Origin of the sequence: Sphingopyxis sp. (assembly GCF_035565275.1) — a bacterium.
Classification (GTDB): Bacteria; Pseudomonadota; Alphaproteobacteria; order Sphingomonadales; family Sphingomonadaceae; genus Sphingopyxis.
This window is the reverse complement of the sequence record NZ_DATMST010000138.1, coordinates 14,781-29,360: the sequence shown is the minus strand read 5'-3', so window position 1 is coordinate 29,360 and position 14,580 is coordinate 14,781. Positions and strand designations below refer to the sequence as shown.

Genomic DNA, 14,580 nt, shown 5'->3' with positions numbered 1-14,580 from the left:
GGCCGCCCGTTTTTCTTCAAGGACTGACCTTCAAGGGCTGACGCGGTCGAGAATGCCGATCCCCGGGCCGCCGCGATGGAACCGGATCAGTCCCTGACCGCGACGATCAGATATTTGCCGGCATAGCTTTCGAGCTTCGCCCCCGGCGATCTTGGCGGTTTCACCAGATAGCGTATTACGTCCCCGGTTTCGGCCGCGGCATCGGGGGTCTGGTAAATGACCTTGCTCCTCCCCGTCGCTGCAAGTTCGCCGAGCGTCGTCACCAATGCGGCCGGCGTATCGCAAATGAAAATCTGGATCGTCATTGCTCAATTCCCTGCCGTACAATGGGTGGCGACGATTTGTCTCACGCGCTGTTCATAGTCGGCGTCCTGATCGAACAAATAGTCGGTGAGCGCGGGCTCTCCCTCGCGCGCAGCGGCCAGCAGCGCGTCGGCGGTGGGCGCCAACACCGCGTCGGCAGTCAATCCGGACTTGAAGGGCGCACCCTGATCAGGACGAGCGAAACAGGTCATGATGGCGCGTACCAACAATGCGCGATTCTGACCGATTCTGGTTCCGTCATCGAAGCTCGACCGGACTACAGCGGGCGTAAGCCCATATTGTCGGGCGAGCGCAGCCTCGTCCGCCGCGACCCGCGTCATCAGATAATTCAGGCATTGCTGCTGGATCGCGCCTGGCGCGTCGGGATTGGAAATCGTGCGAATGCAGAAAAGCTGCGTTTCATCCTGCGCGAACGTGTTCCCGACGATCTTTTCGACGGTCAGCGCGACGGCGGCAACCGCGTCGGCGCGTGCGTCGTCGTCGGCGAAATCCGCCATCCCGGTCGTCGAAGCCGACGACAGGCCCAGCCCGCTGCGGCTTCCGCGGACCAGATCGTCGTAGCGCGCCTGCGCGAGGTCGCGCGCCGTCTTGCTCTTGTCGAGCGCGCCCTGCGCGTCGTCGCATGCCGTCAGCCTGGTGGTTTCGTCGGCGGCAAGCGCCGGCGTACCGGCCGCCTTCTTCTGTCGCAGTGCGGCGCAATTCCCTGCCGGCACGTCGGCTTCGGCCAGTTTCTTGACTTTGGCAGCAACCTCTTCTTCGGCCGTCTTCAATTCGGTCTGCCCCGCGACGAGAAGCTTCACCATTTCGGTCGGATTATATCCGGTGGAAGCGCTGCCGCCGGCGGCAATCGAAACCGCCCGGGGCGTGATCGATCCCGTCAGCTGCTCGATCGCGAGAATCGACACCATGACCCGCTGGTCGCGCACAGCGACAATCGGAAGCTCGTCGCGACTGATCGCACCGCTGAGATAGCGTTCGCAGGTCCGGAACATCATTTCGCGAAGCATCGTCACGGTTTGCGTGCGCGCGATCGTCGCACCCGTTTCAGCGCTGGAAAAGGCCGCCTGCAGCGCAGCGCTGACACTTTTCGGACTGTTTTCAATACCGAAGCTGCCACCACCACTCGCCGACGCGCCCAGCACCGTGAAGACATCCGGACTGGCCTCCGCACAGAAACGCCGAAAGACGGGATCATTTGCGCCGGCTTTTTCCCACTGACTGAGAAGTATTCTCTGGCGGGCGTCGACGCTGATCGCGACAGGATCCGTGCCTATAATTGCCGTTTGACGATATATTGCGCCCGAGCATCCGGAAAGTGCCAGAACAATGGCGACGATTATCCATATGCGGTGAATCATTTACTTCCCCCCGAAAGTAACCATTCCAATAATACCAAATTCCCGAAGGAGGAAAAGACCCATTTGCAAGGGAAGAATCCTCGATCGATCCGCTTCGGATGAATGCGACGCCTGACCGGCTTGGCGGCGGGTGATCCACGGCGAAAATGCTGCGACGCACAATTTTTTCCGCCACCACTCTTTAAATCTTCATATTTGTCCACCAGATAGCGCTTGGTCGGCATGCGGGGCTTCATGAGCGGTTCAGGCTCCACCCATCAAATGGCAACCAGTCCCATCAAACGGGAAATGATTCACGGTTCAGAGCAGGCGGCCCGACGCGGCTGACACAAAAAAGCTTGAAAATCCTGGGGCTCGCAAAAACTGGCACGGCCTTTGCGATGCATCGGGCATCGGCGCGGGGCAGTGCTCGCAGCCAAAGGGAAAGACGAAAAAATGGAAAACGAAACCACCAATCTCTTCCGCCGCCGCGACACCTTCTTCGGTATCTGCGAGGCCGTGGGCCAGGACTTCGGCTTCAACCCCCTGTATCTTCGCCTCGCGTTCATCGCGCCGCTCTTCTTCTTCCCGGCGCAGACCTTCATGGCCTATTTCGCGCTCGGCCTCATCGTGCTGGCCTCGCGCCTGCTCTTTCCGGCGAAGGCCACGGCTGCCCAGCCGGCGCTGAGCGGGGTGGAAGCCAATGCGCCCAAGGGTGAAAAGACCGAGGAGTTCGCGATCGCAGCATAAGGCGGAACCGGCCGGACACACTCTCTCCCCAGTCCGGCCGTTCGCCCGTATGATGAGGCCGGCAAGCTTCCCCTGGAGTTTGCCGGCCTCCTTGCCTTGTCCCTGACTGGAACAGGCGGTCGGGCAAATCGGCGTCCGCATATAAACGCGACGTTTACGACGTTGCCCTATGACCGATTCTCAGCAATTCCATCGGCTTGGGCTCGCGCGCCCCGGCCCCAGCGAGGATCAAGCGTTGAGCCAGTCGACCCAGCCCAAGGTGCAGACGCGCGGCGTCGCCGAAATGCTCGATTCGCTGGTCGCCAGCGAGGGCACGGGCGCGCATCCGCATGTCCGCTCGGGCGCGCTGTCGAGCGCCCCCGAAGCGATGCGCAACCTCGCCGATGCCGTCCATTTCCTTTGCCTTCTCCACGGGCGCTATCCGGGCGTCATCGACAATGCCGCGCGCAAGGCAGTCGATCCCGCATCGCACGAGTGGATGGAGGAGGCAGCCGAAGCCTTTGCGCAGGAACGCGCCTTCCTGTCGAAGATCGCCTCCGCCGTCGGCCCCGTGCCGAGCACGCAGGGCCAAGCGCAATGCGAGGCTGCGGTCGCGGCGCAGCGCAAGGCGATCGACATGCTCGCCGAATCGGACCGGCACGGTTGCGCCCTCGGTGCCGCGATCGCGCTGGCGCTCGACTGGCGCACCATCCGTGTCCTGCTCGACATCAGCGCGCAGCGGCTCGACCTCGCACCGCCGACCTGCACGCTTCCCGATCTCCGCGAAACCGCACGCCTCGCCGGCGCCGTCGCCGACACGCCGGCGGTCGAACGCGCGATGGTGTTCGGGGCCCAGCAACTGATCGCCCAGCATAGCGGACTGTGGGACCTGATGTCCGCTCGCGCCGCCAGCCGCCTGCATCCATAATCCCGATCTCCCCTCCCGATTGCGGGAGGGGAGATTGGGTTGCACCCTCCCTCCGTCACCGCTATGCCCGCTTGACGTTCACGTTAAGGGAAAGGCAGCGCACGATGCGTTTCGAAGGTACCAGCGCCTATATCGCCACCGACGATCTGAAGGTCGCGGTCAACGCCGCGACCCTGCTGCGCCGCCCGCTGCTCGTGAAGGGCGAACCCGGCACCGGCAAGACCGTGCTGGCGGAGGAAATCGCCAAGGCCTTCGACGCGCCGCTGATCACCTGGAACATCAAGTCGACGACGAAGGCGCAGCAGGGCCTGTACGAATATGACGCGGTCGCGCGCCTGCGCGATGGCCAACTCGGCGAAGAGCGCGTCCACGACATCCGCAATTACATTCGCAAGGGCAAATTGTGGGAGGCGTTCACCAGCCCCAAGCTGCCCGTTCTGCTGATCGACGAGATCGACAAGGCCGACATCGAATTCCCGAACGACTTGCTTCAGGAACTCGATCGCATGGCGTTCCACGTCTACGAGACCGACGAGACGGTGACCGCGAAGGAACGGCCGATCGTCGTCATCACCTCGAACAATGAAAAGGAACTGCCCGACGCGTTCCTGCGCCGCTGTTTCTTCCACTATATCAAGTTCCCCGATCGCGACACGATGGCCGAGATCGTCGAGGTCCACTTCCCCGGTATCCAGAAAACGCTGGTGTCCCGTGCAATGGACATCTTCTACGAGGTCCGCGAGGTGCCGGGCCTGAAGAAAAAGCCGTCGACGAGCGAGCTCATTGACTGGCTGAAACTGCTGCTGAACGAGGACATGCCGCTCGAGGTTCTGCAGAACCGCGATGTCGGCAAGGCGATCCCGCCGCTTCACGGAGCGCTGCTCAAGAACGAACAGGACGTGATGCTGTTCGAAAAGCTGGCGTTCATGGCGCGGCGTCAGGGATAGGCCGATGCCCGTTGCCGGCCAATGCCTTTGTGGCGCGGTAAAGATTGCGGTCGAAGGCAACGCTCTTGGCGGGCGGACATGCTGGTGCCGGACGTGCCAGAAATTCGGCGGCGGCAACGGGACAACCAACGCTTTCTTTCGCGATGACGCCATTGCGACCGAAGGCGAACTGAGCTGGTATGAGAATATCGCGGACAGCGGCAATGTCACGCGACGCGCCTTTTGCTCCAATTGCGGATCGCATGTCTTCACCATGGGGTCGGGCGCGCCGGGATTTCGCGGCATACGTGTCAGCATGTTCGACGACAGCAATGCCTTTCCGCCGCAAGCAGTCATCTGGACCGACAGCGCGCCAAGCTGGGCGGCCCTCGATCCCGCACTGCCGCATTTTCCGAAAGCCCCGCCTCCACCGTCGCAGCAGGATCGCTAGCCGAGACGAATAGCAGGGTGCGGCGTTATAGCTGGTAAGCGACCTCGACATCGCCCCAGCGGCGACCGTTGATGACGGCCGGCATGTAGACGTTGCGCACCGTGACATAATTGATCCCGTCGCCTTCCTGCCGATAGACAGTCATGAAGAAGGGCGCGGTGCTTCGCTTTGCTGCCATGTCGGTTTCGTCGAGCAGAATACGGCCGTTGCGGCAATGCGCGGTATCATGTTCGAGGTCACCGGTCGGCGCGCGCGAACATTCGGTGATGTGCGTCGGCAAAAAGCCGTTCATGTCGCCCGCCGACGACATCTTGATCTCGGGATGGCTGGCAACGATGCGATCGAACAGCGGGCGCCAATGGGCGTCGGCCCAGTCGCAGAGCGTCGTGCGAAAACGTTCGGGGTTCGAATTCGGCACGCGGACATAGTGGGTGTCGAAAAGCTGTTCCATCGACAGTTCGCCGTGCGCAACCGCGCGTTCGGCCAGCCCGACGAATTCGTCGCGGACCTTTGCTGCCAGTTCGACGATCGCGGAATCCTGCGGAGAGACGCCCGCCGAGATCACCGCGTTGAACATGCGGTTTGACACATGCTCCATCGACAGGATCGAATCGCGCGTGCCTACCAGCGTCGAGCTATTGTCGCGCACCGAGGTTACGATGCTGTCGAGCGCCTCGCGCACCTTCGCCCCATTGGCATGCACCATAGCCGAACTTTGCGCGATGCGGTCGCTCTGGTCGTCGAGAAGCGCGACAAGGTGCGTCGCATCGTGCAGCGCGTCGGTGATCGTTTCGAACTGCGTTTCGGCGCGGCTCGACTGCTCGACCCCCGACTGGATTTCGGCGACCAGTCCGCTCGCCTCCGTCGCGAGGCTGCCGATGCTGCGACGGATTTCGTCAGTGGCGCTGCGCGTGTTCTGCGCGAGTTTCTTCACCTCGGCGGCAACGACCGCGAAGGTGCGGCCGGCATCGCCGGCGCGCTCGGCCTCGATCGCGGCATTGAGCGCGAGCATGTTGGTGGTCTTGGCGATCGATTCAATCGACTGGCTGACCTGCTGAACCTGCTCCATCACCGCGGCGAAATTGGTGACGTGCGTGCCCAGCCGCGCGACGAGGTCGATGACCGACCGGAATTCGGTCACCGCGGCGTTGACGCGTTCGGCGCCGGTATCGAGCTGCTCGCACGCTCGCGCCGACAGGATTTTCGCCTCGTCGGTCGAATCGGCGATCTGGCGCTGGTCGGCCTCGAGGCTGACGACATATTCCTCGAGCCGGCCAAGTTCGGCGACCTGCCGATCCATCTGGTCGGTCGCACGTTCGATACGCCCTGCCGCGTCGCTGCACCCGACGGCCAGTTCGCCACAATCGCTCGCGACCGACTGGTCGAGCATCTGCGCGGCGGGGTTGATCGGATCGAATTTCATTGGCTTGCCCACGTCCCTGAATGATCGACGGGATATGCCCGACATTGGTTAACGGGGCGTCAACCCGGCATAGCTTTACGTTCACGTAAAGTGATTGCGCACGCGCCTCGAAAGCGATACCCCTTGCCCATGTTTTTCGGCTTTCTCGACGAGCTTCGCGCCGCGGGCATTCCCGCCAGCCTGAAAGAGCATCTGATGCTGCTGGAGGCGCTCGACCGCGAGGTGATCGACCGCAGTCCCGAGCAATTTTACTATCTCTCCCGCGCGATCTACGTGAAGGACGAAGGCCTGCTCGACCGCTTCGATCAGGTGTTCAACAAGGTCTTCAAGGGGATCATCTCCGACTATGGCCAGAACCCGGTCGACGTCCCGGCCGACTGGCTGAAAGCGGTCGCCGAGAAATTCCTCACCCCCGAGGAAATGGCCGCGATCGAGTCGCTCGGCGACTGGGACAAGATCATGGAGACGCTGAAGGAGCGGCTCGAGGAACAGCAGAAACGCCACGAGGGCGGAAACAAGTGGATCGGCACCGGCGGCACCTCGCCCTTCGGCAATTCGGGCTATAATCCCGAGGGCGTGCGCATCGGCGGCGAGAGCAAGCACAAACGCGCGCTCAAGGTTTGGGAAAAGCGCGAGTTCCAGAATCTCGACAACACCAAGGAACTCGGCACCCGTAACATCAAGATCGCGCTCCGCCGCCTGCGCAAATTCGCGCGCGAGGGCGCGGCGGACGAGCTCGACATTCCCGGCACGATCGACGGCACTGCAAGGCAGGGCTGGCTCGACATCAAGATGCGCCCGGAGCGGCGCAATGCGGTCAAGCTGTTGCTGTTCCTCGACGTCGGCGGATCGATGGACCCCTTCATCAAGCTCTGCGAAGAGCTGTTCAGCGCCGCAACCACCGAATTCAAGAATCTCGAATTCTTCTATTTCCACAACTGTCCGTACGAAGGCGTGTGGAAGGACAACAAGCGCCGCTGGTCCGAACGCCACCAGATGTGGGACATTCTCCACAAATACGGCCATGATTATAAAGTGATCTTTGTCGGCGACGCATCGATGTCGGCCTATGAAATCACCCATCCCGGCGGCAGTGTCGAACATTTCAACGAGGAGTCCGGCGCGGTCTGGCTCCAGCGCATCACCCATGTCTATCCTGCCGCGGTCTGGCTGAACCCGGTGCCCGAAGCGCATTGGGGCTACACACAGTCGGTGAAGCTGATCAAACAGCTGATGAACGACCGCATGTATCCGCTCAGCCTCGCCGGGCTCGACGATGCGATGCGCGAGCTGACGCGAAAGCATTGACCGGCGCATGACGCTTCGCCGACAATTTCAGCGTTGGTTCGGCCGCTACGAAATCAGCGACCCGCGGCCGATCGCCGCAGACGCACCCTATACTTTCGAACTTCCGTCCGAAAATGAATTGCTTGCCGTCGCGCCGGGTGACCTCGTCAAGCTGTTGTTCCGATCGATTCCAGCGGGCGAATGGGAAAGAGAACGCATGTGGGTCATCGTCACCGACACCGATGGCGTACGCATGACGGGGACGCTCGATAATGAACCCGCCGACATGCCGCAGCTCAAGGCCGGCGACCGCATACGTTTCGATCGCGGCCATATCATCGATATCAGCTGGAACGAGGATCGCGCGACGCCTCCCCCGCCTGCATCCGCCAGCCGGGATTATTGGGACCGCTGTTTCGTGGACAATGCGATCCTCGACGGGCAGCGCCAAGTCGAATTTCTTTATCGCGAGGAGCCCGATCCACCGCGCGAGGGCGACAAGTTTCCCGACAGCGGCTGGCGGATCGAGAGCGACCCGCCCGATGCGTTCGACGTCGATAGCGGCAATCCGCCCTTCAGCTATGTTGCGCTCGGCGCCGTGCTCAACCGCGATGACAGCTGGCTACACCTGATTGATGAGCCGGTCGGCAGCGCATTCGAGCGCGACCCGGGCACAGGGCTGTTCGTCCCGGCGGAAATGCCGGTCGAGGATTCCGAGTGAAACGTCTCGAAATCGTCCACCGCTCCGGCTAATCCGCAACGATGATCGACCTCCCCCTCGTCACCATCCTGCTCCTCACGGGCTTCATCAACCTGATCGGCGCGCTCGCCTATGCCGCGCGCATCGCAGGTGTTCGCACGCGTCGGATCGCCATGTCGTTCGCGCTGTTCAACATCCTCGTGCTCTTTTCGCGCACGTCGAACAGCTTTTTGGGCCCTTTCCTCGCCAAGCGGATCGAAACGCGCATTCACGACGGTAGCGGCGCGTCGCTCTTCATCGACATGCAGTTCGTCCTCGCCGCCGCAAGTGTCGCGACCTTGATCGGCATCCTGCTTGTTCCCACCGGGCAGCGGATGTTTGCCACCGCGATCGGCTGGTATCAGGACAACCGCTCGACGACGAAACTCGCGCTGAAGGCGGTGAGCCCGAGCGGGCTGCGCACGCTGCGCCGCTCGCTGACCTTCCCCAGCCTCGCGCACCTCAAGGGGTGGCAGATGCCGAAAGGGATCGGCTGGGGCGTGCTGATCGCCAATTGTCTCGCCCAGTCCCTGCTCGCCGTCGGCGTCGTCGCCTCGCTCTATGCCGGCTATCTCGCGCCCGAATTTCGCGTCACCGCCTCGCAGCTTTCGGCGCTGATCAACGGCTTCGCGACGATACTCCTGTTTGCCTTCATCGATCCGCAGCTCTCGGTAATGACCGACGACGCGGTCGAGGGCAAAGTCGACGAAGCCGATTTCCGCCGCGCCATAACCTTCATCTCGCTGAGCCGCCTTGCCGGCACGGTGCTCGCGCAGGCGCTGTTGCTCCCCGCGGCGGCGCTGATCGCTTACGTCGCCGTCTATGTCTGAGCCCGGCGGGGCTCACAGCCGCTTCCATGCCGTCCGCTCGCGGCTGGAAGCGATGGCGGTCACGTCCGGACCGCGCGGCTGGTTTCTCGAGTTCCTCGTTTTCGGTTTCAAGCAGGGCTGGGCGTGCCTGTTCGGCGCGCTGATGCTCGCGCTCTTGCTGGGCACGCATCTGTTCTGGCCCGATGACGCCCCGCTCCACCGCTACGACGCGATCACGATCGGCGCGGTGCTGATCCAGCTCGGCATGCTTGCCTTCCGGCTCGAAACGCCGAAGGAGGCCCTCGTCATCCTGATCTTTCACATCGTCGGCACGGTGATGGAGCTGTTCAAGACTGCCGCCGGATCGTGGCAATATCCCGAGGCCAGCCTGCTCCACATCGGCGCCGTGCCGCTCTTCTCGGGCTTCATGTACGCCGCGGTCGGCAGTTATATCGCGCGCGTCTGGCGCATCTTCGACTTTCGCTATTCGGACTATCCCCCGACGTGGATGAGCTTCGTCCTTGCCGCCGCCATCTACGTCAACTTCTTCGCGCACCACTGGCTGCCCGATATTCGCTGGCTGCTGTTCGCCGCGACCGCGCTGCTCTTCTGGCGCTGTCAGGTGTGGTTCCGCCCGCTCCACGTCCACCGGCGCATGCCTCTGCTCGTCGGCTGGGCGCTCGTCGCGCTGTTCATCTGGTTCGCCGAGAATATCGGCACCTTCGCGCGCGCGTGGACCTACCCCAGCCAGGATGATGGCTGGCACATGGTGGGCCTCGAAAAACTCGGCAGCTGGTATCTGCTGATGATCATCTCTTTCGTGCTCGTCAGCCTCGTCCAGCAACCGAAGGCGCCGGACTAACCGAACGGCTTGTCGATCGACGGCGGCGGCTCGCTGAACCACTTCGACCCGCTGTCGGTCATGTAGAAGCAATCTTCCAGCCGGATGCCGAACTCGCCGGGAATATAGATGCCGGGTTCGTTCGAGAAGCACATGCCCGGCGCGAGCTTCGTCATTTCACCGCGCACGAGGTTGACCGGTTCGTGCCCATCAAGACCGATCCCGTGGCCGGTGCGGTGCGACGTGCCGGGCAGCTTGTAGCCGGGACCCCAGCCGAGGCTTTCATAATAGGCGCGTACTGCATCATCGACCTTGCCCGCGGGCGTACCGGGTTTCGCGGCGGCGAAGGCAACGTCCTGCCCCTTGCGCATCTGGTCCCATACCTGCCGCTGGCGTGCCGTCGCCTTGCCATAGACGAAGGTCCGCGAGATGTCGGATTGATAGCCGTGCACCGTCGCGCCGCAGTCCATGAGCACGACTTCGCCGCTTTTCACCGCCTGCGGCTTGCCCGACCCGTGCGGATAAGCGCTCGCCTCGCCGAGCAGGATCAGTTCGAACTCGCTCTTGCCGCCGAGCGCCCTCGTCGCGGCCGCCATGATCGCGCCTATGTCGGCCGGCGTCATCCCCGCCTCGACCCGCGGCGCGGTATGCCGATAGGCGGCGAGCGTGATGTCGGCGGCGATCTGCATCAGCGCGATTTCCGCAGGCGACTTGTGCATGCGGCACCCGCGCACGACGGGCGCGCCATTGACAACCGTCGCCTGCGGCATCGCTTTCTCGAGGCCATCGACGGCGAAATAGCGCACCGTTTCCTCGACGCCGATCTTGCCCTTCGCCAGCCCGCGCTTGCCGAGCCACGCCGCAACCGCCGCAAGCGGATTCTCGTCCTCGTTCCACGTCAGCACTTCGGCCTCGACGCCCAGGCTTTCGCGCACCGACGGTTCCTCGAAAAAGGGTGTGACGATTGCGACCTCGCCTTCGCGCGTCAGCACCGCGGCCGTCAACCGCTCGCTGCGCCACCATTCGACGCCGGTGAAATAGATCAGGCTCGACCCCGGCTCGATCAGCAGCGCTCCGATATCGTTCGCGCGCATCAGCTCCTTCGCCTTGGCGATCCGCGCCATGCGCTCGGCCTTGCCGATCGGGACCGCCTTGGCGGCAAGGTTGGGAAGAGCGGCGGTATCGGCTGTCAGCACCGGCACCGGTAACGCCGCTGCCAGCCCGCCGATTGCCGCGGTGCCCAGAAATTGCCGTCGCTGCATCACCTTTCCCCTCGTCAATATATCAGCAGGTCGGCGGTCTCTTCGCGCCATGCCGCCTCGTCGGGCAGCGCCAGCGCATCAAGATCTCCGGCCCCTGCGCCCGCGTCGTCGACCCACTCGCGCAGGCCCGGGCCGCCGTTGATCACGTCGATGGCAAGCACATCGTCAGTGTACTCATATTTGAAATCCTTACCGCGCCAGATCGGATAATCGGGATAGATGCTGCGGATCGCCTTGAAGCCCAGCGCCTGCACGCGCCACGGCTGAAACGCATCGTCGTCGTACCAAGGGCCGTCGGCATGGATATGCACGCCGCTGTTGAGCTCCCCCGCATGCTTGTGAAAGGTCGGCTGGAACCAGATATCGCGCAGCTTGCATCCGCCGAGCCATTGCGGCGCGAGGCGCTGCATTTCGGCGATAACCGCCCTAGCATCGATATCAGGCGCGCCGAACAGTTCGAGCGGGCGGGTCGTCCCCCTGCCCTCGCTCAAGGTCGCCCCTTCGACCATCACCGTCCCGGCATAGGCACGCGCCATATTGATGTTCGCGGCGTTCGGGCTGGGGTTGATCCACACGCGGCTTTCCGGCCAGCCGAAACCGGGTCCCTTCGGATCCCAGCCTTCCATCCCGATCACGCGGTAATCGACGTCGAGGCCGAAGTGGCGGATGAACCAGTGCCCCATCTCGCCCATCGTAAGGCCGTGGCGCATCACCATCGGTCCCGCGCCGACGAAACTCTCCCAGCCGGGCAGAAGCCGTGTGCCTTCAACCGGGCGCCCCGCGGGGTTGGGCCGGTCGAGCACCCACACCGCCTTGCCGTGCGCGGCGGCGGCTTCGAGGATGTAGAGCAGGGTCGTCACATAGGTGTAGATGCGGCAACCCAGATCCTGCAGGTCGACGAGCATCACGTCGAACGTGTGCATCGACTGCCCGCTCGGCCGCCGCACCTCGCCGTACAGGCTGAATACCGGCATGCCATAGGTCGGATCGGTGAAGTCGGGCGACTCCATCATATTGTCCTGAAGGTCACCGCGTACGCCATGCTGCGGCCCGAAAACGGCCGTAATATCAAGCCCGGCAGCGACGAGCGCATCAAGGCTGTGGGTCAGATCGGCGGTGACCGAAGCAGGATGCGCGAGCAGCGCGACGCGCTTGCCTTCGAGCGGTTTGCGAAGCGCCGGATCGGCGAGCAGGCGGTCAATACCGAATTGGAAAGTCATGCCGCGTCGGGTGCCCCAAGCGTGAGCGCAAAGCAATCGGGATGATGGAAATCGGGTTTGCCGGGCGGGTGCGCGAGCGCCCAATAGCTTTTGGTGCCCCCGACTTCCTCGATCACGGCGGAGAGTGCGAGCTTCGCGCCCATGTCGGGAAAAATGCCCGGCTCGATGTGCAGCGCATAGGTTTGCTCGCTGCGTTCGGCGGATATTTCCCATGGCGCCAGTTCGTCGGAACGCAGCAGCGAGCGGTAGTCGTCGAACTGGTAACAGGCCCAGCGGCCATCGGGGCTGTAGTTGAATTCGGTATAGTCGGGCTGCCCCTCTTCGGTCAGGAACGCTTCGAAGCAGGTGCTTTGCCACAGTCCGTCGGTCGCGCTGTCGGCGATGACCAGTTCGCCCTCGCCGTTCGGCAGGACCAGTTCGCCAATCGCACCCTCGACAATATAACGCAGCGCAAAACCGTCGTCGAACGACAGGCTCACGTCGACCGCGACCGACCGCACCGCCTTTCCCGGCGTATCGGGATGACAGATCAGTTCCCTGCGCATGCTATCCAAATATCAAACCCCATGCTAAGCGCCCGCCCGCTATGACCAGTTACAAATCCGACCTGCTGCGCCTGCTCGACGAACGAGGCTATATCCACCAGACGACCGACGCGGAAGGGCTCGATGCGCTCGCCGCCAAACAGATCGTCCCGGGATATATCGGGTTCGACGCGACCGCGCCGTCGCTGCACGTCGGCAGCCTCGTCCAGATCATGATGCTCCGCCGGCTGCAACAGACCGGGCACAAGCCTGTCGTCCTGATGGGCGGCGGGACGACGCGGATCGGCGACCCGACGGGTCGCGACGAAAGCCGCAAGATGTTGTCGGACGAGACGATCGCCGCGAATATCGCTTCGATCTTCAGCATCTTCCAGCAGTTCCTGACCTTCGGCGACGGCCCGACCGACGCAGTGATGGTCGACAATCAGGACTGGCTCGGCCGGCTCGGCTATATCGAGCTGCTGCAGGAAGTCGGCACGCACTTCACGATCAACCGCATGATGACGTTCGATTCGGTCAAGCTGCGGCTTGAACGCGAACAGCCGATGACCTTCCTCGAATTCAATTACATGATCCTGCAGGGCTATGATTTCCGTCATCTGTCGAAAGATATGGGCGTGCGACTGCAGATGGGCGGGTCGGACCAGTGGGGCAATATCGTCAACGGGATGGAGCTTGGCCGCCGGATGGACGGCGCCGACCTCTATGGCCTGACGACTCCGCTGCTCACCACCGCTGCGGGCGCCAAAATGGGCAAAACCGCCGCCGGCGCTGTCTGGCTTAATCCCGCGCAACTGTCCCATTTTGACTATTGGCAATATTGGCGCAACTGCGACGACCGCGACGTCGGCAAGTTCCTGAAGCTGTTCACCGACCTGCCGCTGGACGAGATCGCGCGGCTCGAAGCGCTCGACGGCGCGGAGATCAACGAAGCGAAAAAAATCCTCGCCAACGAAGCCACCGCGATGTGCCGCGGCGGGGACGCTGCGCAGACCGCTGCCGAGACGGCGACGCAAACCTTTGAAAAGGGGCAGATTGGCGGCGACCTGCCGCAGGTCGCGGCGCCCGCCGACGGTATCACCATCGTCGACGCGCTGCGCGAACTCGGTTTCGCCGCATCGAACAAGGAGGCGCGCCGCAAGCTCGACGAGGGCGCGGTGAAGGTCGATGGCGTCGTCGTTCGCGATCCGGCGCACCGGATCATACCGTCGGCCGGCGACGTTCCGCTGAGCCTCGGGTCGAAAAAACATGGTCTCGTGACCCGGTAAGGCGCAAAAAGCGTTTACCACTTCTTCAGCTATCCAGTGGATCGTCATGCCCAAATCAACAAGGTCCACGAAAATGCGCAAGATCGACACCAGCAAGGCCCATTATGTCGGCCTCGACCAGCGGATCGCTCCGCGTAGCGACGTCTATTGTCGCCTGCCCTTCGTCATGCCCGACGGACGGCAGGAAATGTGCACCTGCGTCAACATCAGCTCCGACGGCCTGCTGATGCGGTTCGAACGCGGGCTAGAACCCGGCGATCTTGTCGTGTTCCGGATGCCGATCATCGGCCGCACCGCAGCGAAGGTCGTCTGGTCGCTGGGCGGCAAGACCGGCGTGCAGTTCGACAAGTCGATCTCGGTCGAGGATTATCTGCCGATGATCCGTGCCATGGGCGCACGCGGGGATGTGAATTAGGCGACTACTAAAATCGTCGCCCCCCGCGAAGGCGGGAGCCGCGATCGTCGTTGCGCCATGTTGCCAGCGGCCCCTG

General features: G+C 63.0%; 17 protein-coding genes. 10 read left to right on the top strand and 7 right to left on the bottom strand.

Going from position 1 to position 14,580, the window contains the following annotated elements:
• Positions 1 to 86: 86 nt before the first annotated feature.
• The 3 genes from VN047_RS09475 to VN047_RS09465 form a co-directional block, all read right to left on the bottom strand.
• Positions 87 to 305 (bottom strand): hypothetical protein, encoded by a 219-nt coding sequence (locus tag VN047_RS09475; protein ID WP_325542063.1) that lies wholly within the window; start codon positions 303 to 305, stop codon positions 87 to 89.
• A 3-nt stretch (positions 306 to 308) separates the two neighbouring features.
• A complete protein-coding gene (locus VN047_RS09470) occupies positions 309 to 1,466 on the bottom strand; it encodes a hypothetical protein (protein ID WP_325542061.1) in 1,158 nt (385 codons plus the stop codon).
• A 212-nt stretch (positions 1,467 to 1,678) separates the two neighbouring features.
• On the bottom strand, positions 1,679 to 1,906 hold the full coding sequence (locus tag VN047_RS09465) for a hypothetical protein (RefSeq protein ID WP_325542059.1): 228 nt from the start codon (positions 1,904 to 1,906) through the stop codon (positions 1,679 to 1,681).
• Between the two features lie 181 nt (positions 1,907 to 2,087).
• Here VN047_RS09465 and VN047_RS09460 point away from each other — a divergent pair, with 181 nt between their 5' ends.
• The 4 genes from VN047_RS09460 to VN047_RS09445 all read left to right on the top strand — a co-directional run bounded on the left by VN047_RS09460 (position 2,088) and on the right by VN047_RS09445 (position 4,695).
• Positions 2,088 to 2,411, top strand: coding sequence for a PspC domain-containing protein (locus tag VN047_RS09460; RefSeq protein ID WP_325542057.1), 324 nt, complete (start codon positions 2,088 to 2,090; stop codon positions 2,409 to 2,411).
• Positions 2,412 to 2,646: 235 nt separating this feature from the next.
• On the top strand, positions 2,647 to 3,318 hold the full coding sequence (locus tag VN047_RS09455) for a DUF6975 family protein (RefSeq protein ID WP_325542055.1): 672 nt from the start codon (positions 2,647 to 2,649) through the stop codon (positions 3,316 to 3,318).
• Positions 3,319 to 3,422: 104 nt separating this feature from the next.
• Positions 3,423 to 4,265, top strand: coding sequence for a MoxR family ATPase (locus tag VN047_RS09450; RefSeq protein ID WP_325542053.1), 843 nt, complete (start codon positions 3,423 to 3,425; stop codon positions 4,263 to 4,265).
• Positions 4,266 to 4,269: 4 nt separating this feature from the next.
• Positions 4,270 to 4,695: a GFA family protein gene (locus VN047_RS09445; protein WP_325542051.1), complete on the top strand. Its 426-nt coding sequence runs from the start codon at positions 4,270 to 4,272 to the stop codon at positions 4,693 to 4,695.
• Positions 4,696 to 4,720: 25 nt separating this feature from the next.
• Here the strand turns inward: VN047_RS09445 and VN047_RS09440 are convergent, their stop codons facing one another.
• The gene (locus VN047_RS09440; protein ID WP_325542049.1) at positions 4,721 to 6,118 is read right to left on the bottom strand and encodes a methyl-accepting chemotaxis protein; all 1,398 of its coding nucleotides are present in this window, start codon (positions 6,116 to 6,118) and stop codon (positions 4,721 to 4,723) included.
• 129 nt (positions 6,119 to 6,247) lie between these two features.
• Here VN047_RS09440 and VN047_RS09435 point away from each other — a divergent pair, with 129 nt between their 5' ends.
• The 4 genes from VN047_RS09435 to VN047_RS09420 are packed head-to-tail and all read left to right on the top strand — an operon-like array spanning position 6,248 to position 9,815.
• Positions 6,248 to 7,426, top strand: coding sequence for a VWA domain-containing protein (locus VN047_RS09435; RefSeq protein WP_325542151.1), 1,179 nt, complete (start codon positions 6,248 to 6,250; stop codon positions 7,424 to 7,426).
• A gap of 7 nt (positions 7,427 to 7,433) precedes the next feature.
• The gene (locus VN047_RS09430; protein WP_325542047.1) at positions 7,434 to 8,126 is read left to right on the top strand and encodes an immunity protein Imm33 domain-containing protein; all 693 of its coding nucleotides are present in this window, start codon (positions 7,434 to 7,436) and stop codon (positions 8,124 to 8,126) included.
• Positions 8,127 to 8,167: 41 nt separating this feature from the next.
• The gene (locus VN047_RS09425) at positions 8,168 to 8,974 is read left to right on the top strand and encodes a lipid II flippase Amj family protein (protein WP_325542045.1); all 807 of its coding nucleotides are present in this window, start codon (positions 8,168 to 8,170) and stop codon (positions 8,972 to 8,974) included.
• On the top strand, positions 8,967 to 9,815 hold the full coding sequence (locus VN047_RS09420; protein WP_325542043.1) for a DUF817 domain-containing protein: 849 nt from the start codon (positions 8,967 to 8,969) through the stop codon (positions 9,813 to 9,815). The genes VN047_RS09425 and VN047_RS09420 overlap by 8 nt, the downstream gene beginning before the upstream one ends.
• Here the strand turns inward: VN047_RS09420 and VN047_RS09415 are convergent.
• Genes VN047_RS09415 through VN047_RS09405 form a run of 3 tightly spaced genes read right to left on the bottom strand, consistent with a single transcriptional unit; the run spans position 9,812 to position 12,821 of the window.
• Positions 9,812 to 11,056 carry a Xaa-Pro peptidase family protein gene (locus VN047_RS09415; protein WP_325542041.1) on the bottom strand — a complete coding sequence of 415 codons (1,245 nt, stop codon included), beginning with the start codon at positions 11,054 to 11,056 and terminating at the stop codon, positions 9,812 to 9,814. The two genes, VN047_RS09420 and VN047_RS09415, sit on opposite strands and share 4 nt — an antisense overlap.
• A 14-nt stretch (positions 11,057 to 11,070) precedes the next feature.
• Positions 11,071 to 12,276 (bottom strand): DUF1343 domain-containing protein, encoded by a 1,206-nt coding sequence (locus VN047_RS09410; protein ID WP_325542039.1) that lies wholly within the window; start codon positions 12,274 to 12,276, stop codon positions 11,071 to 11,073.
• A complete protein-coding gene (locus tag VN047_RS09405) occupies positions 12,273 to 12,821 on the bottom strand; it encodes a DOMON-like domain-containing protein (protein WP_325542037.1) in 549 nt (182 codons plus the stop codon). Before VN047_RS09405 ends, VN047_RS09410 begins: the two co-directional genes overlap by 4 nt.
• Positions 12,822 to 12,862: 41 nt before the next feature.
• On the opposite strand from VN047_RS09405, the gene tyrS reads away from it, so the two are divergent.
• Together tyrS and VN047_RS09395 are read left to right on the top strand one after the other, a co-directional pair.
• On the top strand, positions 12,863 to 14,089 hold the full coding sequence (tyrS, locus tag VN047_RS09400) for a tyrosine--tRNA ligase (RefSeq protein WP_325542035.1): 1,227 nt from the start codon (positions 12,863 to 12,865) through the stop codon (positions 14,087 to 14,089).
• Positions 14,090 to 14,162: 73 nt separating this feature from the next.
• Positions 14,163 to 14,504 (top strand): PilZ domain-containing protein, encoded by a 342-nt coding sequence (locus VN047_RS09395; protein WP_325542033.1) that lies wholly within the window; start codon positions 14,163 to 14,165, stop codon positions 14,502 to 14,504.
• The last annotated feature ends 76 nt before the right edge of the window (positions 14,505 to 14,580 follow it).